This is a genomic window from Paenibacillus xylanexedens (genome assembly GCF_017874615.1).
GTDB lineage: Bacteria > Bacillota > Bacilli > Paenibacillales > Paenibacillaceae > Paenibacillus > Paenibacillus xylanexedens.
In genome coordinates, this window is record NZ_JAGIKV010000003.1 from 1 (window position 1) to 25,809 (window position 25,809).

The window sequence follows — 25,809 nt, forward strand, 5'->3', positions numbered from 1 at the left end:
CTTCTTCATTTGTCACTTGAATCCCCGCCCTTTTCAGTTATTACTATCTTTTACCCGATTAGGCGGTTCTTAATTTTATGAGTTCAATCTATATAGATACAGTCATGTGGAGCAGTAAAGTGGAGTTTTCAGGAAAGAATTCTCCAGACGTGAGAGATAAATTACTACATAAAATAATTGATAATGATAGTTGGATTGTAGAGGGAGTATATTATAAATGGCTTTCTGATAGCTTTTCAAGAGCAGATGTAATTTATTACCTAGATACTGATGTGTTGATTCGACATTTTAGAATTATCATGAGATTTGTTAAACAAAGAATAGGCGCAGAAAGATCTATATACAAGCAAACATTAAGAGGACTAATTGAAATGCTTATTTGGAATCATAAATTTAATAGTACAAATCGGAAAGAAATCTGTAGTTTCTTGTCCCCTTATAAAGACAAAGTGATAATCTTAAAAACTAACAGGAAAATGATTAGTTTGCTCAATGAAGGCAGTGAAATCACATAACTCCGTATTTACACATCGGGATATACGTCCCTCTGTCAGCAGAAGTTTTGGTAGAGGACCAGGAGGTAATATAACAATTAAACGGTGGACATTGATCCTTGGGCCCAATAAGCAGTACACCCAGCCTACGCTGGGTCTTATATACAGAACAGTATGTGAAATCGACGAAACTATTTAACGAGGGTGGACAATGAAGATAATAAGAGATAGAGAAGAACTTGAAGGAACTGCTTATATTGAAGTTTTACCTGGGAAGTACCTTGGGCAATGTTGGAATGAAAACTCAATTTACTTTGATGAAGAAGTTTTCGGCTATATAGAGAAATCAATAGAAAATGTATTTTCTGGATATGATCATTATGCATTTAATGAAATACATCGGAAAACGTGGGAGGTGATCCTTGAGAATTTGAAAACGTTTGCTAATCTTCTTGATGAGAAAGTACCAATTGAATTAATAAATGAACATGTGTATTTCTTCTTCGGCAGTTCTAAAGTTGAGTTTCAACAAGATTTTCTCAATAGTGTTCAGAGACTTTGTGAATTAATCATAGAGTTTGTTGTATGGATTAAAAAGCAATTAACAACTCAAGATTATGTTTCAGTTCTTGGCATTTAGCATAGCCATTCGAGGAAGAGGGGTTATTTAAACCAACATAGGAGGAATTAGAATGAAATTTATCGTTTCTGCTAGTGTAATCGTTCTCAATGAACATAATGAGATTTTACTTATAAAAGGTCGAAGAGGCTGGGAAATGCCTCAAGGTTGTGTTGAAGAAGGAGAGACTATTAGGCAGGCAGCAGTCAGAGAAGTGAAAGAGGAAACAGGAATTGACATTGAATTAATTAAATTTTGTGGTTTGTATCAAAACATAACGCGCGGCGTATGCAACAATATATTTACTGGAAAACCGATTGGTGGAGCTTTAACTACCAGTGATGAAAGTGAAGAGGTGGGCTACTTTACTTTAGAAGAAGCTCAGCAAATGATAACATGGGGGAATTTCTATGAAAGAATTCATAATGCATTAGATGAGAAAAGCCATCCTTTTTTGATTGAATTTTCAGAATAAGGTCACTCATTATGGTAGATTGTACCTTAAAGTTGCTCCTCTCTTGGTTGGGGATACAGATATGAGAGTAGTTTAATATAAGGAGCAGCCCGAGAATACAGGTTGCTTCTTTTTTTTGCTTTTACACTTCGCAAATGGAACATTGTGGGTTATATTGGATATGATTTGGTTCTATAGTAGAGAAATGGAGAGGTGGTCAACCTTGGATGAAAATGTACGCTTTCCGATAGGAAACTTTGAGCCAAGTCTTAAATTCTCTAATGAGGACCGAATCCACATCATTGGTCAAATTCCCGGAATTACGAAGACCTTAAGAGAGATTACACAACATCTCAATGATGATCAACTTTGTACTCTTTATCGTGATGGCGGTTGGACGATCACACAGATTGTGCACCACCTTGCGGACAATGACATGAACGCTTATATCAGATTTAAGAGAGCCTTGACTGAAGATGAACCGATGGCAAGCTCATATCGAGAAGATTTATGGGCATCATTACATGATTACAGGAATACGCCCATCGAAGATTCAATTTTGTTGATGGAGATACTGCACAAGCGATTTCTCACTCTGCTGCTTGGTTTACATCCCGATCAGTTTAGACGAACACTCCGAACAGAAGTGTTAGGTACAATTACATTGGATATTGCCCTTCAAAGATTTGTATGGCACGGGCAGCATCATATTGCTCAAATTAAATCTTGTATAACATCGCAGAGGTGGTAGGGTTTTATACATCTCAAGTGTGGAGTTTAACAATGGGGAATTGTGAATTGGATTTCTGAGGACCTTGGTTTGCTGCTATCATTTACCGGGGATATGTATGTAAACGGATTCAGAACTGGATTAGTGACTGCACTTGAAATATAAAGTCAATTATAAGAAAACTAGTTTAGGGGGATACAAATGTTGATTGAAGATGAAAAAGTATACCCTGATTGCGCAGTTGAAATTAGAATAGTAGACGTTGGCGGTTTAACAAAACCAGAGCTTATTCATAAACTGGACCAACACTCTATTTCATTGAATAAATATGGAGAACAGTTATTAAATGATGAAAGATTTATAGTTTCCAGTACAAAGCAAAGCTTGCAAACGGTTGAGTTGACCGTCAGACAACTTGGTTTTTCGGATGGTGCTACGACTTTTCAGCTCTTTCGAAGAGCAAATGATCTTGGGCTAGAATGTTGTCCGGTTGAGTTAGGACCTTATCTAAGAATGCAATATTTGGATCAGCCTGAGATATGTTCTACCAATATTTCAGAGGGTAACAAAGCTCCGTCCGGCTCCATTACCATAGCATCTGAAGCCCTTACGGAGGATAATGAATTTCCAAAAGGTTTTTATCTCAGACGAATAAACGACAAGTTATGGTTACGAGGATATCTTGCCGACGATTTGCATATTTGGAGTCCTCATGATCGTTTTATCTTCTGTAGGTCTCAGCTTTTTATAGCATGAAGATCAGAAAGGTATTTTTGAAAACAAAGGAGTGAAAGAACAATGGATATCAAAAACAAAAGCGGAGATGTGCTTGGAAAAATTCAGATTGAATCCTTACGCAATGATCATGCGATTGACCGGATAGTCATTGACTTAAAGCCTGGTGACGGGAAGGCGATTTACACCGCAGATGTTATAGAGAATCAATTCACGCAACAGACCAATTATGCAGCCATTCCATGGGAAGATGGTCTGGAGCTATTGCAACGGCATTACTCTCCATGGCAGCCGAAATTTCCGATTGATTCTGATATAGATGCCATTCATGTGTTTTATGGATTTGATAATTTAACTCCGCAAGAAATCGATGAAATGATTGAAGAAAGTAACAGGTCAGGCAGAAATGTAGTGATAAGAGACCTGAAGCCCAATAAGAGGGTTGTGGGCATCAGCATCACCTATAAAGAATACGGTGGTTATAAACTTAATATTTTCGGGACAACAAAGAGCCGGATCGCATTGTCTGATCATGATGGTACTAAGGTTAAACAGGTAGCCATACGTGGCGTCCAAGCATTTTATATTTTCAATAACGAAACTTCCCAATTGATATGGATCGAAGAGGATGTGCATGGGAAGGCGCTTCAATACGAGATCAATGGTAGAAACATGTCAGAAGATCTTGTGATGAAGATTGCGAAGTCAATGAACGGATAAATTTTATATTATAACTGTTCTAAAAGGAGTTTCTATGAATCGGACGATTATGATTAGCGATACTCATGGCTGCATTGATCCATTTAATCAGTTATTGCATGATATTAATTACAACTCGAAATATGATCAACTAATTCTGCTTGGAGACTACGTAGATCGAGGACCCAACAGCAAAGAGGTCGTTAATAAGGTGATTAAATTAGTGCATGAACATCATGCGATTGCATTAAAAGGCAATCATGAGCAACGGTTAGTTGATTTTATAAATGAGGGGAGTTCCGTAATTAAAGCGAAGTTTATTGAACATGGAGGGCTTCAAACACTTCAGAGCTATTGTAATATTGAAGGCGAAATTTCTGATGAAATGCTGGACCAAGCAAGAGAGATAATAAAAATAGATTACGGTCATCATATTGATTTTTTGACTACATTACCTCTGTTCCACGAGGATAAAACTCATATTTACGTTCATGCCGGATTAAACCCCGATTACATAGAATGGTGGAAACAACCAGATCATGATTTTATGTATATCAAAGATAAATTTATTCATCATCCGTTCACCAATCTACACAAAAAGATCGTCTTTGGACATACAAGGACGATAGACATTCATGGATCTGCGGATGTTTGGTTTGGTGAAGATAAAATAGGAATTGATGGTGGATGTGCCTATGGAATGCAGCTGAATGGTTTGATTTACCAAAATGGTTCTTACGTAACTTTTGATTCAAAGTTTAATCTGAGTGAGGTGCAACGATGAGTTACAAAACTATTCTCATAGATCAATTAAATGCCTGTTATCATGACAAGAGCTGGTTTATTCCGCTTCATGATATTTTGACAGACCTCAATGCGGCGGAGGCCGCTTATGTAAAGAATGAGGGGGAGCACTCCATTTGGGCGATTGTCAATCATCTTATTTTCTGGAATGAGAAGTGGCTTGAGAGATATATTGCCGAACAGGTCGACGGGCAGAATTCAGTGAATAATGAGGATACATTCGACATAGATCTGTCTAACTTGAATGATGTGGAATGGCGCAATACATTACATAGACTGAAAACCGTCTTTAGTGATTGGAACAGGGCACTTGAAGATAGCGAAGAACATAAATTGACCCGTGAAATCCCTTCCTATTTCAACGCGCCATGGTGGGGAGTTGTATCAAATCTATGTATTCATAATGCCTATCATATTGGTCAGATCATGCTGCTCAAAAAATCAATGAAACACACGTAGTACACGCTGTATTACATTTATAAAATTATACTTAAGCAAAGGAAGATGAACATCATGGAAAAAGGCAAAATTATATTTTTGAACGGTGTAACCAGCTCTGGTAAAACTTCAATTGTAGAGGCGATGCAATCATACGATGATCCGTTTTTCTATGTGGTGGCTAATGATTTATTTGAAAATACGATAGGTGATAAACATCTACAGACGGATTACTGGAAGTATCTGAGTGAAGCGATTGTAATGATGTATCATACGGCAAAAGTATTTTCAGACCATGGAAAGCATGTTCTGATTGATGGCATTCTTGTGGAAAGACCGGAGCTCGCGCCGCATTATGAACAAGTCAAACAGATTTTTGAAGGGTATCCACTGGATATCGTTGAGTTATATTGCCCCCTCGACATCTGCCGTCAGCGGAACATCGAACGTGGGGATCGAAGAGAAGAGCAATCGGATGAGCAGCATCAAATCATGGCTTCCGACATTCAGTATAGCTACTCGGTGGATACGAGTCTGCATACACCTGAGGAATGCCGAGATGATTATAAATACGCTGTTTAAAAGTGAATAGGGGTTCACTGTATGAATTGAAGAGAATGTAAAAAGAAGCTGGGGGTGTGGATGACATTGCTTTCTGCATACTGGAGGTACTTTTTATATGTAACTGAACATAAATTGAATGTTTTAATCGAGTGCTGGCATGAAGGTTTATATGTACAGGGGCTGCTTCATGATTTATCCAAGTTTTGTCCTCAAGAATTTATCCCTTATGCAATCAAGTTTTATGCGGGCCGTAAAGATGAAGATACAGAACTAAGATGGAAGAACGCATGGTTACATCACCAGAATCATAATAAACATCATTGGGAGTATTGGATTGTAAACAGAACTACAAAAGAAGCTTTGCCTATGCCAAAAAAATATTTTATAGAAATGGTATGTGACTGGAGATCTTTTTCAAGAAAATGGGGCCGCAGAGTCAAAGATTCCAATTTGGCAGAACGTATGATGAACTCGGAAGATGTTATTCTGCATCCAATGACGAGAGAAGCGCTTATGCAGTACTTATTAGAGAGGTGAATAATGATGATCCAAAATGATATGCGGTTTTTGGAATTGGCCATAGGAGAGCGGGCTGCCGTAAAACGAAAAATGCTGAAAGAATGGAATGTTAGACTGGGAATTATCAATACAGCATGGGATGAAAAGTTCATATGATAACAGCTGGAATTACAAAAAGTACGCTCATTAATGATTTAAGAGGCTTAGGTGTTAAGAAGGGCATGACGATAATCGTTCATTCCTCCTTCAAAGCAATAGGTAAGGTTATAGGTGGCCCGGTAAGTGTTATTTTAGCTCTGGAAGAAGCCGTTGGAACCAATGGAACCATTGTCATGCCCACTCAAACAGAACATCTTTGTGAACCTTCAGAGCATGACGCGAACCTGTCTTCAGAGGAAATTGAGTTCATCAAAGACAACATGCCTATTTATTATCCTGATCTAACCCCAACCTCGTATATGGGCATCATTCCTGAGGTGTTTCGGAGGCAAGATGGTGTGTTTCGAAGTTCACATCCGCACATGTCTTTTGCTGCCTGGGGGAAAGAGGCCAAACGGATAATGGAAGATCACAACTTGCATTATGCATTAAATGAGAAATCTCCGTTAGGAAAAATCTATGATTTGAGTGGATACATTCTGTTACTTGGTGCGCCTACAAATAGTAACACCTCCTTGCACCTGGCCGAATATAAACAGCAGAATTCATTTGTTAAGCCAAAAGTCTGGGGAGTAAAAATGCTGGTGGATGGAATTGAGCAATGGACTACATACGATGATATTAACAATGAATCAGATGATTTTGAATTGATTTTTAATGAGTTTAAGATCCAGACTAACGCTGTTACCGAAGGAATGGTAGGGGAAGCTGTGAGTTATCTGATACCCCAAAGAGAGATGGTTGATTATGCTTTGGGATGGATGAATCGGAACCGAAGAGAACATATAGAGCAGTGAATCATCTCAAAAAGAAAGAAGGGGGAAATGTAATCATGACCAAAGAAATTGAACATTTGCTTCACACTTTTGAAGAATGGGCGTTGTTTGTCAAAACGATGAATCATCTCGAGGAGAAGACCTGGAATTCCAGCATGGAAGAAGGGAAATGGACGATAAAATCCATCGTCAGTCATATCATGTTATGGGACCGATATTTTTACAAGGAAGCGATTGAGAAGATTGCTCTGAAGCAGCCAGTTACGTTGAAACATATGAATTTTGAAGAGTTTAATCGCAAAGCTATTGAATTTGGTAACCGCACAGAGACGTCCGAAATCGTAAACAAGGCTATCACGTACCGCCATAAAATTATGAATGACATTCGAGGGTTATCGGAGGAACAGCTTCATCAGACGTATTTGGACGCAGAGGGGAACGTATTTTATATTCCCCAATACCTTAAAGATTTTATATGGCATGACCAGCATCATATGGAACCGTTGAAGAAATATCTTGCCAACCTTGAAGCGTAAAGGATTTAGCAGGCAGGGGGTGACACGGAATACAGCATGTTGCTTGCTTTGAATATAATATGTATCCCAAACCAGGGAGGGATTGTAGTGAGTACTCATACAATTGAATTAACTCAGGAAAATCTGATCGGTTCATTTACTAATGAGGTAACCCCCATTTTGAGCGTAAAATCTGGTGATTCCATTCGTTTTCAGACGCTAGATGCGGGCTGGGGAACAGGTGTGAGTTATGTGGAACGCATGAAACCTTTTGATCGTCAAGGTGAAAAAGATGGAGGTCATGCCTTAATCGGTCCGATCTATATCGATGAGGCGAAGCAAGGACAGACGTTGGAGATTGTTTTTAATGAGATCGTACCCGGAAGTTACGGGTTTACTTCCGCCGGCGGATATCCGAACTGGCAGAACCAGAAGTTACATCTAACAGAGGTTGAAGAACTGTCGCTGAACTGGACACTTGATCGCCGAACGATGAGTGGAAGCTGTGAAATAAAAGGAAAGTCCTTCACTGTATCTCTCTCGCCGTTTATGGGTGTAGTGGGCATGCCGCCAGAGTCAGGTGGAATTCATACGACTTGGCCGCCTCGCTATTGTGGAGGGAACATCGACTGCAAGGAACTGGTGCAGGGAAGTAAATTATATTTACCTATCCCCGTAGACGGGGGTTATCTCGCGATTGGTGATGGTCATGCACGGCAGGGAGACGGTGAAGTCAGCTGTCAGGCCATTGAATGTCCGATGGAAGTGGTGGATGTCACGCTTAATGTGATTGATGATATGATTTTGACCAATCCTCGTGCACATACGCCATCCGGCTGGATTACCTTCGGTTTTCATGAAGATCTGAATGAGGCTACGGTTCAAGCATTAGACGGGATGCTCAATCTGATGGGTGAGTTGTACGGACTAGATCGAGTGGAAGCGATTGCACTTGGAAGCGCGGTAATTGACCTGCGTATCACCCAAATTGTGAATGGCGTTAAGGGTGTGCATGCTGTCCTTCCGCATGACGCTTTTAAGTAACTTAAGGCCTGTTATACGTCGTATCAGTTGAACTCGGGGGTCGATAAAATGAAAGGCAGACCACAGATCGTTTTAGATATCGCAGGGGTTTTGTTAAGTAATATGTCGTTGACGTGCTGGAAAGATATGAGTGAGGAAACCAACCTATCGGCAGAATCTTTGAAAGTACATTTTGCAGGAATCAAACGAAAGCTCTGGACAGGAATGATGAGGGAAGAAGAGTTCTGGCAATCGTTGAAGGAGATGTATCCCGAATTATCAATAAGCCGAGCGAAGGACATCTTATACAATTCAATTGTTCCCTTACCAGCCGCTCAATACCTTGAGCGATGGAGTGAGTTCGCAGATATCCATCTACTCAGCAATCATTGTAAGGAATGGATTGAGCCGAATCTGAGCTGTTTAAGCTCATTTACCAAAAGTGTAACCATCTCTAATCAAGTGGGTTTATGCAAACCTGAGATTGAAATATACCAACGGGTCAAAACCTTCCTGGCAGATGGAGAAGAGGTTCTATTTATAGATGATCAAGAGAAAAATTTACATTCCGCTTATCTACTCGGTTGGAGGACTTTACTGGCTGACGAAGAAGGAGATTGGGTTAATGAAGTTGAGTCATTGCTAATTTAGACGGTACATAACCGCTAAACTCCAAATTGCTTTAGATGGTGATCTAAATGCTTGTATATGCCTTTACCCCATTGCTCGGCTGTTAATTTTCCGAAGAAGGGATGGGGGTGGCGGGAGAATTTTTCTGAAGCACCTTGTTGAAAGATATTAATCTGCTGCTCAAGCTTTTCTTTTTCTGCCATAAACTGTCGTTGGTCATCAATAATGATTGTCGGGATCGTAGACATATTATGGGGCAAGGGCTTGTCATTATAAAACATTGGTTTTGCGAACTGTCCTATAAGTCTCCCAAGTAATCCTCTAGGTGGAAAAGCATTTCCTAAGGGAATATCATGAAATGCTGAACAGTGAGCCAGCATTTGAGAGACCTGCATCGTGCCCCATTCAGGGATGGAATTTTCACTAAGTTGATCCATGCGCTCTGTAATTTCAGCGGCATTTATCGTATCAAATATACTTTTCACAAGACCACCTCAGTCCTCTAGGATATAAAATTTGAACTTAAACTATCATCATTCTCTTAATGAAAGGTTTATCCTCTTACTATCAAGAATAATAAGATATGGTAAGTTTAGTCAATGTATTATGGGAAAATCACAATTGAAATGGGGGCTGCTGAAATGGAAAATAAGGAAACGTTTAATCTCTTAACAAATGAATATGAACGATATAGACCCGTCTATCCGAGTGAAATGTTTGATGATATTTTTACATATCTGAATCTTAATAAAGAGGATTCCATTCTTGAGATTGGCTGCGGAACGGGGCAGGCCACTGGCGGATTGGTAAGCAAGGATTATACAAACATCACGTGTATTGAATTAGGAAGCAACTTGGCACAGTTCACCGCAGACAAATTCAAGTCATATCCATCGATTCAAGTAATCAACACTTCATTTGAGGACTGGAATAACGAAGGAAAGCGATTTCAATTGATTGTGTCAGGAACGGCCTTTCACTTCATTGATCCGGAAGTTGGTTACCACCGGGCGTGGGAATTGCTAGAGAATACAGGTGGCATTGGACTTTTCTGGACGATTCATGTACCGGTCTATGACCAGCTGCACAATGAAATTCGTTCCCACTACATAGCATTAGCCCCTCATCTGGATGATTCTCAATATCCTTCGCCAGATGAAGTTATCCAGGAGCGTAAAGAAATAACAGAAAAATCCGGCTTGTTCACGGATATTGAGGTTAAGGAGTATAACTGGATACAGACTTGCTCCAGCGAAGAATATGTCGCTTTATTAAATACCAATTCCAAACATCAGCAACTTTCTATTGATGTTCGGCGTTCACTTCTGGAGCGAGTCAAAGATTCCATTGATGTTGCAGGTGGAACGATAGAGAAACAACATAAGGTTGCTCTTTTTCTAGGGAAGAAAAAGATCTAAGAATATATGTTTTTATTATTCTACTTAAGAACAGGAGAGAATATATGAGTGATCCGCGTTCAACATACAGTATCCAAACGGCAGTGTTAAGTTTACAAGAGGAATTAGAGAGGTTAAAGATGCAGGCGATAATGGGGTGGTCCAAAGAATTCCGAAATCTAGAATGGTATGGTTTGAAAAATGGAATGCGTGTATTGGAGGTCGGAAGCGGACCAGGTTACATTACAGAGCAATTATTGAACAGTCTGCCGGACAGCGAGCTTACCTCACTTGAGATTGATCATTCACTGCAAGCACAAGCCAAAGAACGGCTGAAAGATATTCCTTCCAAGCGATTACAATTTGTAGAGTCTTCCATCTACCAGATGGATCTGCCTGATGATTCTTTTGATTTTGTCGTGGCAAGACTTATCTTTCTTCACTTGAACAATCCTGACGAAGCTGCACAAGAGATATATCGTGTACTGAAGCCTGGCGGCCGTCTTGCCATTATTGATGTGGATGACGGCGTTTTTGGAGCAGTGAATCCTGATGTTCCTGCTTTGCATACGGTATTAATGAAAATTTCGGATTATGTGGCACAACACGGCGGTAATCGTTTAATTGGTAGAAGTCTGCCGCGTCTCCTTTCTGAGAACGGATACATCGATGTCGACATTGATTCTGTCCTTCAACATAGTGATCTGTTAGGCATAGAAGGGTTTAAGCAGCAGTTTAATCTTAATCGTTTTGTACATTTTGCTGAAAAAGGTGTGATCAGTTCGGAGGAATTTGCTCAGCTGCAACAAGCTTCTGAAGCGATAAATCATTCGCCGGAAGCCTATGCCATGATGAATTTCATTACAGCTTGCGGCACGAAGCCATTGACATAGCTGGGTTGAAACTAATTAGGGACGGAGGATGGGGATGAATATCGTTCAATCTTTTCAGGAATTAGTAGTTCGAGGGGATCATCAGGGTATGATTGAGTTACTGAAAAACTTCGAACAATCCAGGAAATTGTCTGTCCATGAACAAGGCTGGGTCTACTGGAATATTTCAGATGGTTATGCCTTGTTAAGAGAGCCGGAACCGCTTTATGCCAATCACCGGGAATTCTTCGAATGGGGGAGAAAAAACCTCGCCCCGGAGCAGTTACACTGGATCGTTTCGGATTCGACACAAGCGTTGTCATTATCTCTGGGGAACTACTTTGATCATTGGATGGATTGGTACCAATATGCTTGCGATCATGCCCCGAAGTTGGATACCAACCGAGGTGTTCGGTTCGAGAGTCATCGGGCTTTGGGTGGTTCGCTTTGGGTTTTGGAGAGATACAGTGAAATGGACAGTGTGCTTGAAAATATGAATCAGCTCATACAAGAAGATGAGACATGGTCCAATATTCTTTTTGCCCGAATTACATACAACAAACAGCGTCTGGCCTATCTGTATCATGCCGGGGAGGTTGCGGGAGTCGAAGCTCTTTTGAACGAAACGATGGACTGGATTGATGAAATCAATGATGGTGCACTGAGCATTTCAAGAAAAGATGAAGTGGTCGGCAGCTGGGAGGATATTAATGTCTCCAGAAATTCGCAGAGAGATATCAACATTGCGTTAAACAATTTGGCCTGTATTTTAACGGATATCGAAAGGTATGAGGAAAGTGTGAAATTGTTTATGCAGATACAGGAACATGGTCACCACATAAATGCATATGGTTTTTCCAAATGGATATATTCGATCTGGAAGACAAGAGGGACTGAGGCAGTTAAAGCTGCATTAGCAGCTAACGCAGCTTATGATGAAATAGCTCACCTTGTGAAACATACTCCTGAATTATCAGAGATCAAAGGTTTAGCAGGTGATTGAAGTTGCAAGAGGTTTGCACAACAACGTGAAAGGAGTGATGTGATATGAGAAACAATACGAATCCGAGTAGAAGAAATGAAGTTGCAAGAGGTGTTTTTGTCTAGCACAGAGGACCCAGGGAAGGGTTCCGAGGGATTCCTCTGTGTAATTCTCACTAGGAGGAATTTCAATTTATGATTCATTTAAAACGTGTGTCGGTGGATAATTGGTATGCATGCACCCAACTGGATGTAACTGAAGAACAGAAAAAAAGTTTTCCCGCGCCAGTTGTATACTGGATTGCTGAATCCAAGGTCGTGAACGATTTTCAACCCATGGCCATCTATTTTGATTCAGATCTGGTTGGATTTGCTGTGTACTCAGATCAACCGGATCATGAGGATAACTACTGGATTCTTGCTCTAATGTTAGATAAAAAATACCAAGGCAGAGGTTATGGAAGAGAATCGCTTAGGAAGTTGATTGGTCTAATGAAAGAATCGCTGAATTGCAAAAGCATCATGATTGGACACAGGCCGGAAAATGGTATCGCCGGGAATCTGTATGAATCACTTGGTTTTCAGAGAGTAAGTGAGGGATTGATCGATGGCGAAGTCGTTCGGCTTCTAAGATGCAAGTAGTGCCAAATCACACGCGATTTGGATTATAAAGGAGGTAGCTTGTCTTTGAAGCATATACACATTATTTTCTCATTACTCTTTATCATGTTAGGAATTGTGATTATTACAATCTCGAAAATGATTGAAGAGGTGATTCCTAAGCTAGGGTATGCAGCATTCCAGTCAGCAGCAGCTGGCAGTTATACTCCGAGTGATTATCAAGTGAATTTTGCACTGAATTATTGGATAGCCGCGATATGTATTTTGGGTGGAGTTATCTGTTTAATTAGTACAATGAATGTTGTCAGAAACTACATTCATGAAATGAATATAAGAAACAGAGCGTTTGATGAAACTCATAATTATGACGACACAAGAGAACTGAAATAGGTTATGATATGACATAAAAAAGAAGGGGCGGATATACATGATTACATTCCAATACTTTGAACCGGAAGATTTTGATCAACTGATCGAATGGAGTGGGGATGAAGCATTTTTGCTCCAGTGGGCCGGCCCTCAGTTCCAATATCCACTTTCCAGAGAGCAGCTATCGGATTATTTGCATGGTGCCAATGATAAGAACACTTCAAATAAGTTCATTTATAAAGTGATGGATGAATCGACTCAGGAGATTGTGGGCCATATTGCTCTTGGCGGTATCGATCGATATAATCGTTCAGGGCGTATCGGTAAGGTGCTTCTTGGCAAGCCATATCAGGGTAAAGGTTATGGAAAGCAAATGATCGATGAGGCACTTCGAATTGGATTTGAAGAGGAGAAGTTACACCGGATCAGTCTGGGCGTATTTGATTTTAATGTCTCAGCCATCCGATGTTATGAAAAAGCGGGCTTTGTACAAGAAGGACTTATTCGTGATGCAAGAAGATATGAAGATACCTTCTGGAATCTTATGGAGATGAGCATATTAGAAAACGAATGGAAAAAATGACTTCGCAAAAGGGATCATCATACTTGAGCTTCATCTTTCTTGAGGAACACTTCGATGAACGGATGTAATAACTACGTGTACGAAAATTTAAATGGGGATGTCCTCTTGTCATCAGAATGACAGGAGGACATCCCCTTAATTAATTGCTTCCTGGTTTATTTCAATGATCCCCGTATCAATAAATTCCTTCACAGGCACACCGTCGCTAGCGAGTAACAGGGTCTCCATCATTTTGGTACCCCAGACTTCTTCATTCTGCGAAATAACGGCAGACAATTGACCGTTGAGCAACCCGTTTTCGCTGGTTGGGCTGTCACCAAACGCGATTAAATGCCGGTTAAGGCCTTTTGCTTTCCAGATCAGGGTAGAGGCAGAGACAGAAACAAAATCGAGCCCGATAATCGCATTGAAGTGAGGGTGAGCTTGAATCATGTTCTCCATATCGGACATGGCTTGATCTTCATTCCCTTGATGATAACGAACTTCCAAGATTTCGATGTCTGTTTCACTGCGGATATAATCAATGAATCCATTAAGCCGCTGCTGCAAACCTTGCATCTCCTCCAAGCCATTCTCGACAAGAATCATGCCTTGATTATGCAGGAGTCGTGTAGTCGTCATCGCGAATTGCTGGCCAGTGCGATAGTTATCAGCGCCCACATAAGCGATTCGATGACTGGTTGGGACATCTGACTCAAATGTAATGACAGGAATACCCGCAGCTTGGGCTGCATCAATAACGGGAGTAAGTGCAGCAGCATCCACAGGAGATATAGCTATCCCGTCCACATGCTGTTTGATCATATTCTCCATGATACGGATCTGTTGTTCGGTATTGGCTTCATCAGGGGCATTTACAATTAACGTGATATTGTGTTTCCCTGCATACTCCGTTGCATCCTTCGTGATCATCTCATAGGTTGGATACGTCATTGGATAAATGATACCAAAAGTTTTGCTCGCTGCAGATTTCTCTACGGGTGAAGTTGCAGGAAGTGTTACAGCCATCTGCTGTGGACGAATATGTGCCGAACCGGATGAAATGATCATCGGGAACAGCAGTATTAGTGTAAGTAAAAGTGCAAATTTGGCTTTATTCATACATTGGCTCTTTTCTCATATCTGATGGTCCGGCCTGCGATTCCTCAGTCCCTTGAGTTCGGTATTCTCTTGGTGTAAAACCTGTTGTTTTCTTGAATATATTAGAAAAATAGTGAGAATCGTTGTAACCGACTTTGTAAGCAATCTCAAAGGTTTTGTTGTTGGTTGTTTTCAGCAGCTCCTTGGCTTTACCGATTCGAATCTGGGTTAGATACTCCGTTATCGTTTGACCGGTTTCCTGACTGAAAATCTTGCTTAGATGACTTGGACTGATTCTGACGTGTGCAGAAATCATCTTCAACGAGACCTGTTCGTTATTGTATTCACGGGATACATAGGCTTTCACCTGATCAATAACATCACTGTATTTTCCGGAGCAGGCTGCTCTTCTCTGCCATAACAGGTCAAGCAGGGAACACAGATATTGGGTGCAATCCTCCCAGCACGTAATCTTCCGAATCGTCTGTTGTAGGGAAGTAATGTTCTCATCCGAATGGTCACTCATGCGGAACAACTGATTCGCGAGCCGAAACGACTCCAGCGTAAGATCATTCAACAGATAGAAGCCATACGATGAGGACTTCCAGTCGAAGGACTGTAATGGAGCGGCAAACTCCTGAACAAAATGGTCACGCAGATTGGGGCTGCCGATTTTGAGAAATTCAAGAAACGAATTCCTGTCGAGAAAAAGATTCGTTTGCTCATCCAGGTTAATTTCACGTAGAGAAGCTCTGTTCTGAAGGGTGAGCCGGGTAATATATTTATCCTCCTCCGCTTCCAGATACGAGACATGAATTCCTTGCAGACGCTCCTGCTGACTGCCAATGCCCAGAATAATATTACATTTGAACGTATGCTCAAGTTCCATACGAACCCGCCCGCGAAGCTGCTCCAGATATACGGATATGCTGTCATCGGAGTGATACTTGAGCAGAAGCACCAACTCGGTTCGGCTTCGAATATAAGGAAGAAGTTCGACGTGGGGATCACGAGTTTCCTCCAGTATGGGAAGCAGCTTCTTCATCAGGGATTCCGGCTCCCGGGAATCATCTGTTAATCGAACGTCGATAATGACAATTGTATAATACCTGGCCGAGAGAGGAAGTGAGAGTTGTTTGGCTGATTCAATCGCATCGGTTGTACCGATGAGTCCTCCGCACAGATCGGCCAGCAGTTTTTCTTTGGTGATCGTCCGGTTTGTCATGCGTTGATGTTCTTCATCCATTTGTTTGCTGACCTTATGAAGCATTTGGATTAGCTCTGCTGCGCTAATGGGCTTTAGACAGTACTCGGTCACACCAAGTCGGATAGCCTCCTGGGCATAGCTGAATTCATCATGACCGCTCATGATAATGATTTTGATATCAGGTTGTTGAGTGCGAACGATGGAGGTCAGTTCCAATCCGTTCATAAATGGCATTTTGATATCCGTAATCAGAATATCCGGAGCCCATTCATGAATTAAAGGTAACGCAAGCTCGCCGTCGGGTGCATCCCCGCAATAGTGAAAACCTTCCTTTTCCCAATCAATGCAGCTCCGTATATTCTCCCGAATTCCAATTTCGTCATCCACAATCATCACTTTTTTCAACGGTTAACCTCCTTGCTTTTGGGGATACGAATCATAAATGTGCTGCCTTCCATATACGTACTTTCCATTTCAACGCCATAAGCTGGTCCAAAATAGAGTCGAATCCTGTGATGTACATTGAGCAGACCAAATCCGCCTTCCTGCTCGTCATCTTGGGGTGAACGGGAACCGGCCGGCTTCTCCAGCTCTTCACGTAATTGTGCCAATCGATCCGCAGACATGCCAATTCCGTTATCCTGTACAGTGAGAATGATGCTATTGTCCTCTACATATCCGTGGATGGATATCAGCCCTTGACCGCGTTTGTTCTTGATCCCATGGTAGAGCGCGTTTTCAATCAGGGGCTGCAGCGTCATTTTCAAAATGGGATAATCCTGAAGCTCACGATCAACGCTGATCTCGTAGGTGAGAATATCGTGGTACCTCATCTGTTGAATAACCAAGTAACTCCGCGCATGTTCAAGCTCGGTTTGAATGGATACCCAGTCGAATCCTTTGTTCAGACTCAAACGAAAGAACTTCGAGAGGGCCTGCACAAGTTTGATTACATTTTCTTTTTTCTCTGCTTCAGCCATCCATAGGATGGATTCCAATGTGTTATAGAGGAAATGAGGGTTGATCTGAGCTTGCAGCGTACGTAGTTCAGCTATTTTCACCTGTTCATTCTCTCGAATGCTCTTTTCGATTAGCATTTTGAGTTTATCCAGCATCACATTGAAACTTTTGCCCAGATCAGCAATTTCGTCCGAGCCGTGTGGTGTGACTTTGGCTTCCAAGTAACCGTTTGCAGCTTTACGCATCTTGTTCATCAGAATCCGGATGGGAAGAATCAGTCGATTATTCAGGAAAAAATATAACGATATCGCAAAGAAAGCACTTAGCAAAACCGTAATGATGATCAATTGGCGAATGCTATTGGCCTCTGCAATGATTTCCTGATAAGGAGCTACCCCGATCATTTTCCATCCGGTCTGTTTTGAGGTGCTGTATACAACAAACTGGGGCTTGGATCCTGCAGACAGGATAAAGCTGTCGTGCTGTAGATGTAAAGGAACCGATCGGATCTGATCCATCATGGTTATGGATGCCGGGGTGGCATCCGGCCTGAAGAGTGTATTTCCGTATTGATCACTAATATAGAAAAAACCGGAATCCTTAATAGGGGTATTCGTCAAAAAATCATCAATGAACGAATCATTCAAATCAATTACTATGAACCCGATGACCTCATGCGTAATTCGCTCTTTGACCGTGGTTATAATTGAAAGCGCATTCTGTTTAGGGTAAGCAAACCCATCCAGCCTGTTATATTCGGCATAGGCTGCAGAATGAGGGATGCGCAGAATGGCATCCGGATACTGTATCAGATACTTGAAGTACGGGTTACGCAGCGGATTTCGTTCCAGCTTGAACACGCCTTTTCGTTCACTTATGCCTTTTCCATAGAAATTCACGAACGAGATATTAAGTACCTTGTCATACTTGTAGGTTTCCCGATAAAGATTGTATGTCTGAAGGATGGCTTTGGCTTCCGGGTAGGACTCCGATTGAGAATACAGGTATTGAAGCACTTGCGGATTCTTGCCCAGTTCGAGCAGCCGTTCCGTATCCTCAAACAAGATGTCAATGTTCCTGGCAAGCTGGTCGGCAACCAGCTGTGTCGAGGCCTTGTTATGATTGGATACGACAGTATAGGATTTGTGGTAAGAAATCAATCCAACCACGATCAGTGGTACTGAACTGAGGATGATAAACATGCTGAGTAATTTAAGCCTGAGGCTTGAAGCAATCCATTGAATGAGTTTCAACGTATTCCACTCCATCTGAAGGGATCAAAAATGTATCATTAGTATAACATGATTTTCTAATATGTAAGAGAATCGCTAAATACTACACAATTAAACAAAGAAATTACACTTTTTAAACTCCATTTTTTGAAATTACTAAATTATTACATAAATAAAGTATGAGACTCCATATAAGCTCGGAATGAAAGCGTTCTATAATGTGGTCACACCACAAGGTGAAACGAAAAAAGGGAGGATCACAACATGCGAACCAAAAAAAAGTGGGGACTTGCCATAACATTGGCTATGGTGATGCTGGTCAGCACGGCATGTAGCAGTACCAATGGAGGAGCAGGCTCCGATAATGAAACTTCAACGAGTGGGAATGGCAGTACACCTGCCAGCGCCAAAACAATTACGCTTGGTTTTTCACAGGTTGGTGCGGAGAGTGGCTGGCGTTCGGCGAATACCAAGTCGATTCAGGATTCAGCCAAAGAAGCGGGTTATGATTTGAAATTCTCCGATGCGCAGCAGAAGCAGGAAAATCAAATTAAAGCTTTGCGATCCTTCATACAGCAGAAGGTAACGGTGATTGCTTTTTCCCCTGTTGTAGAATCCGGTTGGGATACCGTATTGAAGGAAGCGAAGGATGCAGGCATTCCCGTGATTTTGACAGACCGTGCTGTGGATTCCCCGGATAAAACCCTCTACAAAACCTTTATTGGCTCCGACTTTGTAGAAGAAGGACGCAAAGCAGGTCAGTGGCTTAGTGACCAATACAAGGACACACAAGACGAGATCAATATCGTTGAGTTGCAGGGTACAACAGGTTCCGCACCAGCGAATGACCGTCAAGAGGGCTTTATGGAATTGATTGCATCCAATTCGAAGCTTAAAGTGATTGCTTCACAATCAGGTGACTTTACACGTGCCAAAGGCAAAGAAGTCATGCAAGCTTTCCTCAAAGCACATAAAAAAATAGATGTTCTCTATGCACATAATGACGATATGGCACTTGGTGCAATTCAGGCCATTGAAGCGGCAGGATTGAAACCAGGCGTAGATATTACCATTATCTCTGTGGATGCCGTGAAGGATGGGATGCAGGCTGCTGCTGATGGCAAAATCAACTTTATCGTTGAATGTAATCCGTTGTTAGGACCTCAATTAATGGAAGCGGTTCAATCGGTAGTAGACGGGAAAGACATCGAACCCCGAATCGTTACGGATGAGACGACCTTCACATCGGAGCAAGCCAAAGAAGCATTGCCAACACGTGAATATTAAAAGCAGATTCGTATAACACCGAAAAGTCATTTTTCGACCAGGCTGTCGCTAAATGACTTTTTTCCATAACAAAGGAGAGGGTTATATGGCCGAGCAAGCACCCATTTTGCAAATGACAGGCATCACCAAACAATTTCCCGGGGTTAAAGCGCTATCCAGCGTCAGCTTTCGCTTGTTTCCGGGCGAGATTCATGCCTTGATGGGTGAGAATGGAGCGGGGAAGTCGACGCTTATTAAAGTTCTGACTGGCGTTTATTCCATTGATGAAGGAACGGTAACCATGGATAACCGGCATCTTTCGATCTCCGGTCCGCTTGAAGCGCAAAAGGCGGGAATCAGTACCGTTTATCAAGAGGTCAATCTTTGTCCGAACTTAACGGTCGCTGAGAATATTTTCATCGGGCGGGAGCCGATGCGATTTGGCAAAATCAATTGGAAGCAAATGAACAAAGATGCGGAGAACATTCTGCGAGACAGATTACATCTGTCCATCGACGTTAAGGCTCCTTTACAGACCTACTCGGTCGCGATGCAACAACTGATTGCAATTGCAAGAGCACTCAGCATCTCGGCAAAAGTGCTCATATTGGATGAACCCACATCCAGTCTGGACAAAAACGAGGTTCAGCAACTGTTTCGTATTATGCACAAATTAAAGAGTGAAGGTCTCGCAATTCTTTTTGTTACTCATTTTCTTGATCAGGTATACGAAATGTCGGATCGTCTAACGGTGCTCCGTAACGGGGAATTGGAAGGAGAGTACATAGCCGCAGAACTTCCACGCATGGAACTGGTGCTCAAGATGATCGGCAAGGAGCTTGAGGTGCTTGAGGAGCTTCCGAAGGAAGCGGATGCTGCCCAGGCGGAGTCGGGAGAAATGTTAATTACCGCTAAGGCACTTGGACGCAAAGGAGCAATTGAGCCATTTGATCTGGACATTCGCAAAGGAGAAGTCGTGGGCTTGGCTGGATTATTGGGGTCTGGTCGTACTGAGATTGCTCGCCTTTTCTTTGGTGCAGATCGTTCAGATGAAGGCAAGCTGCTCGTTGTAGATACAGGAAGTACGGTCAAGTCTCCGCGTCATGCAATTGATCAGAATATTGCTTTTTGCTCCGAGAACCGTAAAACCGAAGGCATAATCGATGATTTGACCATTCGGGAGAACATTATTCTGGCTTTACAAGCGACACGAGGCTGGTCCAAACCCATCTCACGCAAGAAACAGGATGAGATCGCCGAAAAGTACATCAACCTGTTAAATATCCATCCGAAAAACCCGGAGCATTTAATTAAAAATCTGAGCGGCGGTAATCAGCAAAAGGTGTTGCTTGCACGGTGGTTGCTGATGAACCCCGATCTGTTGATTCTCGATGAACCTACGCGTGGAATTGATATCGGTGCAAAGACTGAGATACAGAAGCTGGTGCTCTCTCTGTCGAAGCAGGGCATGGCCGTGCTGTTCATTTCGTCCGAGCTGGAAGAAGTGATTCGTGTCAGCCACCGGATTGCCGTAATCCGGGACCGCAAAAAAGTGCAAGAACTTAGCGGGGATCAGATCCATCAACAGCAAATCATGAAAGCAATGGCAGGAGGTTAAAGAGATGGCGGGCAAGATGCGTAAACATCATTTGTTTTGGCCGTTATGTATGCTTGGTTTACTTTTAATCTTTAATTTGCTGTACTCTCCGGATTTCTTCTCCCTCGTCATGCGTGAAGGGAATCTGTATGGCAGCTTGATTGATATTCTCAATTTTGGAGCGCCCTTAATTCTGGTATCGATCGGCATGACACTGGTGATTGCAACCGGAGGTATTGATTTGTCCGTGGGCTCTATTGTAGCGATCTCCGGTGCCGTGGCTTGTATGAGCATCAGCAGAGGAGTGGATCAGAGTTCGCTCTGGCTTGTGTTGGGTGCACTTGGATTATCTATAGGTCTCTCACTGATCTTGGGCATATGGAACGGGGCGCTGGTTTCGGTTGCCCGAATCCAGCCCATTATTGCAACGCTTATCCTGATGGTAGCCGGACGTGGGATTGCGCAATTGATTACGAGTGGACAGATTATTACTGTATCCAACGCGAACTACGCCTATATCGGTGCAGGTTCGCTTGCAGCATTGCCTTTTTCCATCTTCATCGTATTAACTGTGCTGCTAGTTGCCTCATTGTTGACGAGAAAAACGGCACTGGGACTGTTTATCGAATCGGTTGGAAGTAACGCAAACGCGAGCCAACTGGCAGGTATTCGTTCAAAAACGGTTATTCTCACGGTATATGTCTTCTGTGGTCTGTGTGCCGGCATTGCCGGGCTTATTCTCAGCTCGAATGTATCCAGTGCGGATGGCAATAACGCGGGTCTGTGGTATGAACTTGATGCCATTCTTGCTGTAGTCATCGGGGGTACTTCGCTCAATGGTGGTCGTTTCTATCTAATGGGTACCGTCGTTGGAGCACTCATTATCCAAACCTTAACAACGACGATCTATATGATTGGAGTCCCGCCAGAAGTTACGCTGGTTGTCAAAGCCTTTGTTGTACTGGCCGTTTGTTTGATTCAATCCGATTCATTCCGCAATTCCATGGTGATCCGTTGGAAAAAACGGAAGTTTCCAGCCGAACAGGGGGTTAACCGCCATGTTTCTTAATCGTAAGTATCTCCCGGTCTTTGTCACCTTCGGTTTGCTGGCCGTGATGTTTGCCATAGGCTCTTTCCGCTATACGGGGTTCTTCTCCACTCAGGTACTGCTTAATCTTCTCATTGATAACGCCTTTCTGATTATCACGGCGATTGGCATGACTTTTGTGATTGTATCGGGAGGAATCGACCTGTCGGTAGGTTCTGTCATTGCGCTGACGACCATCATTAGCGCAAGTCTGGTCGAGAAGCAAGGGTGGTCGCCTGCGATTGTTATACCTATGGTGCTTGTCATGGGTGCGTTGTTTGGCACAGTCATGGGTGCGATCATCCACTATTTTAAAATTCAGCCTTTCATCGTGACACTGGCAGGCATGTTTTTGGCGCGGGGGCTGTGTTATGTCATCAGTCTCGATACCATTACCATTACGAATCCGTTTTACACACAAGTTGCGCAGGCGAAAATTTCCCTGCCAGGGGGCAGCTTTGTCTCCATTAATGTGATTATTGCACTAGTTATTGTACTGCTCGCGATCTACCTGGCACATTACACCCGGTTTGGGCGCAACGTTTACGCCATCGGCGGAAGCGAGCAATCCGCGTTGCTCATGGGACTGCCGGTTGCACGTACCAAAATCCTGGTGTACACGTTCAGCGGTTTGTGTTCCGCGCTTGCCGGTGTTGTCTTTACCTTCTATATGTTATCCGGTTATGGATTACACGCCATGGGTCTTGAACTCGATACCATTGCCGCTGTTGTAATAGGAGGCACCTTGTTAACAGGTGGTGTAGGATATGTGGCGGGAACCTTTATTGGTGTATTGATCCAGGGGGCTATCCAAACTATAATTAGCTTCGAAGGTACGCTCAGCTCATGGTGGACCAAGATTGTGATTGGCCTGATGCTGTTTGTTTTTATTTTGTTCCAACGACTTCTTAGCGGGCGGCGAGTATCCTCGAAATCACTGCATTAAGTTGATCGAATTAAATGATATGACAATGAGATGGGGGATGCGTGAGTGAGAAGACATGTGAACTGGTTGTGTTTGTTCATTCTACTGCTGCTTGTCGGCTGCACAACCCCTGAGTCTGAATCTGTTCCTCCTCCCATCTCGTCTAACAACTTAGAAACTCTTCCCTCCGTTGAGGAATGGATGGAATCAGCGGTAGCAAGGGATACCTCTACGAAACCGATTGTCTTAGGTTTTTCACAACTGGGCAGAGAGAGTGCCTGGCGTCTGGCAAACTCCACGTCTATTCGCAATGCTGCGGCTGAATCGGGAATCTCCCTTGTAATAAAAAATGCAGAACAGTCTCAGACGAAACAGTTCGAGGCTGTTCGGTCGTTCATCAGGCAAAAGGTGGATGTCATTGCCATTGCACCGGTCGTGGAATCGGGCTGGGATGGTATTCTTCAGGAGGCCAGGGATGCAGGTATACCCGTGATTATCGTAGACCGGTCAGTTGATGTCAAAGACACTTCACTTTTTGTGACAACGATTGGATCGGACTTTTATGAGGAAGGTGTGAAGGCTGGGAAGTACATTCAGGATCGGATGCGAAATCATCCGGGTTTGATACGGATTGCCGAACTGCAAGGCACGAGTGGTTCTACACCCTCTATCCAGCGTGGCGAGGGATTTAGAAGCATTTTCGAAACCAGAGCAGATATCATCTTCTCACAAAGTGCTCCTGCCGATTTTACGGAGGACAATGGGAAACAAGTGATGAAAGAATTCCTTCAGGTCCCGGAAGACGAACGGCCGCAGGTTCTTTTTGCCCATAATGATGAAATGGCTTTTGGCGCTATACAAGCGATAGAAGAAGTTGGGCTGAAGCCGGGAGAGGACATTATCATTGTCTCGGTGGACGGCTCCCGCAAAGCACTTGAAATTCTGGCGAGTGGGAAAATCAACGCTGTGGTGGAATGTAACCCGCTGCTTGGTCCTCAGCTTATGCAGGCTACAAAAGAAATTATTGCAGGGCGTACACTCCCGAAGCGCATGGTGCCCCCGGAGGATATTTTTACAAAGGAGAGTGCTGGACGGGAGATGTACAACAGGCGATTCTAGAATTCGTGAAAAATTAGAACATTTTGGATAAAATTCAACTTACTTTAAATAAACTTATCGTTTATACTGAACTCACCTTGAACTAAAAGCTCTTCTCTATGAGAAAGGACGTAGCGAATTACATACTTTTGAAAGCGCTTTTTTTTCGAGGGGTGAGAGTTCGATAAAGAGAGGGAGTGTAGAAGGTATTATGCTGTGAATATAACTATGAGGGAGGTAATTTTATGTTCAAAGTAAAGCTGGCAAAGGTGGTAATATCTCTCGCACTTTTCGGTACCTTGTTTTCTATTCCGGGGGTGCCTGATGCTCGTGCTGCAGATGCAAGTTGTCCGAATGGTTATGTAGGTCTGACGTTTGATGATGGCCCATCTGGAAATACAACAAACATGCTTAACGCGTTGAAGCAGGCTGGCTTACGGGCAACGATGTTCAATGTTGGACAAAATGCACAAAATAATAAATCTCTGGTTTCTGCACAAGTAGCAGCTGGTATGTGGATTGGCAATCATTCCTATACACATCCAAACATGACCACATTAAACAGTTCTCAGATGTCGTCAGAGATTACTCGGACACAGCAGACGATCCAGTCCATTACCGGAAGTTCCCCTAAACTGTTCAGACCTCCTTATGGTGCGACAAATGCGACCTTGAAATCCGTTGTGAGCCAAAACGGTCTGAAGGAAGTACTGTGGAACGTAGATTCCCAAGACTGGAATGGTGCTAGCGCAGCCCAGATCGTGGCAGCTGTGAACACGATGAAAAGTGGTGACGTCATACTAATGCATGATCAGTACCAGACGACACTTCAGGCCATTCCGCAGATTGCACAAAATCTGAAGAATCGTGGCCTTTGCTCAGGTATGATCTCATCAACTACCGGTCGGGCAGTCGCACCCGATAATAGCACTACCAATCCCCCGAATAACGGAACAAAAGTGGAAGCTGAGAACATGACCAAAGGTGGACAATACACCGGCAATATCAGTTCTCCTTTCAATGGTGTGGTCCTTTATGCCAACAATGATTTGGTTAAATACACTCAGAATTTTGCAACGAGCACTCATAATTTCTCGCTTCGTGGAGCTTCAAACAATGCCAATATGGCTAGAGTTGATTTGAAGATTGGCGGACAGACGAAGGGAACCTTTTACTTTGGCGGAAGCGCTCCAGCGGTTTATACCCTGAATAATATCAGTCATGGGACGGGAAATCAGGTCATTGAATTGGTTGTAACAGCCGATGACGGGACATGGGATATATACATCGATTACTTGGAAATACATTAACAAGCTCAAGGTTGATTGAAAAATAATGCATTATGATGAAATCCCGTTGGGTTGACCCAATGGGG

30 protein-coding genes are annotated in these 25,809 nt (G+C 42.7%); 26 read left to right on the forward strand and 4 right to left on the reverse strand.

Annotated features, from left to right (window positions below):
• The first annotated feature begins 77 nt into the window (after window positions 1–77).
• From J2Z28_RS04435 to J2Z28_RS04500, 14 genes are all read left to right on the forward strand, one after another.
• Entirely contained in the window at window positions 78–515 is a 438-nt protein-coding gene (locus J2Z28_RS04435; RefSeq protein WP_211081361.1) for a P-loop NTPase family protein, read from the forward strand.
• A 190-nt stretch (window positions 516–705) separates the two neighbouring features.
• The gene (locus tag J2Z28_RS04440) at window positions 706–1,134 is read left to right on the forward strand and encodes a hypothetical protein (RefSeq protein ID WP_211081362.1); all 429 of its coding nucleotides are present in this window, start codon (window positions 706–708) and stop codon (window positions 1,132–1,134) included.
• A gap of 52 nt (window positions 1,135–1,186) precedes the next feature.
• On the forward strand, window positions 1,187–1,588 hold the full coding sequence (locus J2Z28_RS04445) for an NUDIX hydrolase (protein ID WP_211081363.1): 402 nt from the start codon (window positions 1,187–1,189) through the stop codon (window positions 1,586–1,588).
• Between the two features lie 202 nt (window positions 1,589–1,790).
• Complete coding sequence (locus J2Z28_RS04450) at window positions 1,791–2,318, forward strand: YfiT family bacillithiol transferase (RefSeq protein WP_244988120.1); 528 nt, start codon at window positions 1,791–1,793, stop codon at window positions 2,316–2,318.
• Window positions 2,319–2,498: 180 nt separating this feature from the next.
• Window positions 2,499–3,053 (forward strand): helicase, encoded by a 555-nt coding sequence (locus J2Z28_RS04455; RefSeq protein ID WP_211081364.1) that lies wholly within the window; start codon window positions 2,499–2,501, stop codon window positions 3,051–3,053.
• A 42-nt stretch (window positions 3,054–3,095) separates the two neighbouring features.
• Entirely contained in the window at window positions 3,096–3,752 is a 657-nt protein-coding gene (locus J2Z28_RS04460) for a DUF4367 domain-containing protein (protein ID WP_211081365.1), read from the forward strand.
• A 34-nt stretch (window positions 3,753–3,786) separates the two neighbouring features.
• Window positions 3,787–4,515 carry a metallophosphoesterase gene (locus J2Z28_RS04465; protein ID WP_211081366.1) on the forward strand — a complete coding sequence of 243 codons (729 nt, stop codon included), beginning with the start codon at window positions 3,787–3,789 and terminating at the stop codon, window positions 4,513–4,515.
• Window positions 4,512–4,994: a DinB family protein gene (locus tag J2Z28_RS04470; protein ID WP_211081367.1), complete on the forward strand. Its 483-nt coding sequence runs from the start codon at window positions 4,512–4,514 to the stop codon at window positions 4,992–4,994. The genes J2Z28_RS04465 and J2Z28_RS04470 overlap by 4 nt, the downstream gene beginning before the upstream one ends.
• Before the next feature lie 54 nt (window positions 4,995–5,048).
• Entirely contained in the window at window positions 5,049–5,555 is a 507-nt protein-coding gene (locus tag J2Z28_RS04475) for a phosphotransferase-like protein (protein WP_211081368.1), read from the forward strand.
• A gap of 60 nt (window positions 5,556–5,615) precedes the next feature.
• Entirely contained in the window at window positions 5,616–6,074 is a 459-nt protein-coding gene (locus J2Z28_RS04480; RefSeq protein ID WP_240767979.1) for a DUF5662 family protein, read from the forward strand.
• A gap of 134 nt (window positions 6,075–6,208) precedes the next feature.
• Window positions 6,209–7,012, forward strand: coding sequence for an AAC(3) family N-acetyltransferase (locus tag J2Z28_RS04485; RefSeq protein WP_211081369.1), 804 nt, complete (start codon window positions 6,209–6,211; stop codon window positions 7,010–7,012).
• Window positions 7,013–7,047: 35 nt separating this feature from the next.
• Window positions 7,048–7,527 (forward strand): DinB family protein, encoded by a 480-nt coding sequence (locus J2Z28_RS04490; RefSeq protein ID WP_211081370.1) that lies wholly within the window; start codon window positions 7,048–7,050, stop codon window positions 7,525–7,527.
• An 87-nt stretch (window positions 7,528–7,614) separates the two neighbouring features.
• Window positions 7,615–8,550 (forward strand): acetamidase/formamidase family protein, encoded by a 936-nt coding sequence (locus J2Z28_RS04495; protein ID WP_211081371.1) that lies wholly within the window; start codon window positions 7,615–7,617, stop codon window positions 8,548–8,550.
• A gap of 48 nt (window positions 8,551–8,598) precedes the next feature.
• Window positions 8,599–9,180, forward strand: coding sequence for an HAD-IA family hydrolase (locus J2Z28_RS04500; RefSeq protein WP_211081372.1), 582 nt, complete (start codon window positions 8,599–8,601; stop codon window positions 9,178–9,180).
• Window positions 9,181–9,194: 14 nt separating this feature from the next.
• On the opposite strand, the gene J2Z28_RS04505 is transcribed toward J2Z28_RS04500, so the two are convergent.
• Window positions 9,195–9,644: a DUF1569 domain-containing protein gene (locus J2Z28_RS04505; RefSeq protein WP_211081373.1), complete on the reverse strand. Its 450-nt coding sequence runs from the start codon at window positions 9,642–9,644 to the stop codon at window positions 9,195–9,197.
• Window positions 9,645–9,800: 156 nt separating this feature from the next.
• On the opposite strand from J2Z28_RS04505, the gene J2Z28_RS04510 reads away from it, so the two are divergent.
• The 6 genes from J2Z28_RS04510 (at window position 9,801) to J2Z28_RS04535 (ending at window position 13,982) form a co-directional block, all read left to right on the forward strand.
• Window positions 9,801–10,577, forward strand: a complete 777-nt coding sequence (locus J2Z28_RS04510; protein ID WP_211081374.1) for a class I SAM-dependent methyltransferase — start codon at window positions 9,801–9,803, stop codon at window positions 10,575–10,577.
• Window positions 10,578–10,621: 44 nt separating this feature from the next.
• Window positions 10,622–11,449, forward strand: a complete 828-nt coding sequence (locus tag J2Z28_RS04515) for a methyltransferase domain-containing protein (protein ID WP_211081375.1) — start codon at window positions 10,622–10,624, stop codon at window positions 11,447–11,449.
• A gap of 34 nt (window positions 11,450–11,483) precedes the next feature.
• A complete protein-coding gene (locus J2Z28_RS04520) occupies window positions 11,484–12,431 on the forward strand; it encodes a hypothetical protein (RefSeq protein ID WP_211081376.1) in 948 nt (315 codons plus the stop codon).
• A 173-nt stretch (window positions 12,432–12,604) separates the two neighbouring features.
• Window positions 12,605–13,051, forward strand: coding sequence for a GNAT family N-acetyltransferase (locus tag J2Z28_RS04525; RefSeq protein ID WP_211081377.1), 447 nt, complete (start codon window positions 12,605–12,607; stop codon window positions 13,049–13,051).
• A gap of 45 nt (window positions 13,052–13,096) precedes the next feature.
• Window positions 13,097–13,420 carry a hypothetical protein gene (locus tag J2Z28_RS04530; RefSeq protein ID WP_211081378.1) on the forward strand — a complete coding sequence of 108 codons (324 nt, stop codon included), beginning with the start codon at window positions 13,097–13,099 and terminating at the stop codon, window positions 13,418–13,420.
• A 37-nt stretch (window positions 13,421–13,457) separates the two neighbouring features.
• Window positions 13,458–13,982: a GNAT family N-acetyltransferase gene (locus J2Z28_RS04535; RefSeq protein ID WP_211081379.1), complete on the forward strand. Its 525-nt coding sequence runs from the start codon at window positions 13,458–13,460 to the stop codon at window positions 13,980–13,982.
• Window positions 13,983–14,117: 135 nt separating this feature from the next.
• Here the strand turns inward: J2Z28_RS04535 and J2Z28_RS04540 are convergent, their stop codons facing one another.
• From J2Z28_RS04540 to J2Z28_RS04550, 3 genes are read right to left on the reverse strand one after another with little or no spacing between them, the layout of a single operon-like run.
• The gene (locus J2Z28_RS04540; protein ID WP_017689012.1) at window positions 14,118–15,083 is read right to left on the reverse strand and encodes a sugar ABC transporter substrate-binding protein; all 966 of its coding nucleotides are present in this window, start codon (window positions 15,081–15,083) and stop codon (window positions 14,118–14,120) included.
• Window positions 15,076–16,665 (reverse strand): response regulator, encoded by a 1,590-nt coding sequence (locus J2Z28_RS04545; RefSeq protein WP_342357476.1) that lies wholly within the window; start codon window positions 16,663–16,665, stop codon window positions 15,076–15,078. Before J2Z28_RS04545 ends, J2Z28_RS04540 begins: the two co-directional genes overlap by 8 nt.
• A gap of 5 nt (window positions 16,666–16,670) precedes the next feature.
• Entirely contained in the window at window positions 16,671–18,482 is a 1,812-nt protein-coding gene (locus tag J2Z28_RS04550) for a cache domain-containing sensor histidine kinase (protein ID WP_211081381.1), read from the reverse strand.
• A gap of 243 nt (window positions 18,483–18,725) precedes the next feature.
• Here J2Z28_RS04550 and J2Z28_RS04555 point away from each other — a divergent pair, with 243 nt between their 5' ends.
• The 6 genes from J2Z28_RS04555 (at window position 18,726) to J2Z28_RS04580 (ending at window position 25,744) form a co-directional block, all read left to right on the forward strand.
• On the forward strand, window positions 18,726–19,748 hold the full coding sequence (locus tag J2Z28_RS04555; RefSeq protein ID WP_017689009.1) for an ABC transporter substrate-binding protein: 1,023 nt from the start codon (window positions 18,726–18,728) through the stop codon (window positions 19,746–19,748).
• A gap of 85 nt (window positions 19,749–19,833) precedes the next feature.
• Window positions 19,834–21,345, forward strand: a complete 1,512-nt coding sequence (locus J2Z28_RS04560; protein WP_101313454.1) for a sugar ABC transporter ATP-binding protein — start codon at window positions 19,834–19,836, stop codon at window positions 21,343–21,345.
• A 4-nt stretch (window positions 21,346–21,349) separates the two neighbouring features.
• Complete coding sequence (locus tag J2Z28_RS04565) at window positions 21,350–22,393, forward strand: ABC transporter permease (protein WP_083657362.1); 1,044 nt, start codon at window positions 21,350–21,352, stop codon at window positions 22,391–22,393.
• Window positions 22,383–23,357, forward strand: coding sequence for a galactofuranose ABC transporter, permease protein YjfF (gene yjfF, locus J2Z28_RS04570; protein ID WP_017689006.1), 975 nt, complete (start codon window positions 22,383–22,385; stop codon window positions 23,355–23,357). The genes J2Z28_RS04565 and yjfF overlap by 11 nt, the downstream gene beginning before the upstream one ends.
• A 45-nt stretch (window positions 23,358–23,402) precedes the next feature.
• A complete protein-coding gene (locus J2Z28_RS04575) occupies window positions 23,403–24,455 on the forward strand; it encodes an ABC transporter substrate-binding protein (protein WP_211081382.1) in 1,053 nt (350 codons plus the stop codon).
• Between the two features lie 224 nt (window positions 24,456–24,679).
• The gene (locus J2Z28_RS04580) at window positions 24,680–25,744 is read left to right on the forward strand and encodes a polysaccharide deacetylase family protein (RefSeq protein WP_211081383.1); all 1,065 of its coding nucleotides are present in this window, start codon (window positions 24,680–24,682) and stop codon (window positions 25,742–25,744) included.
• Window positions 25,745–25,809: the final 65 nt, after the last annotated feature.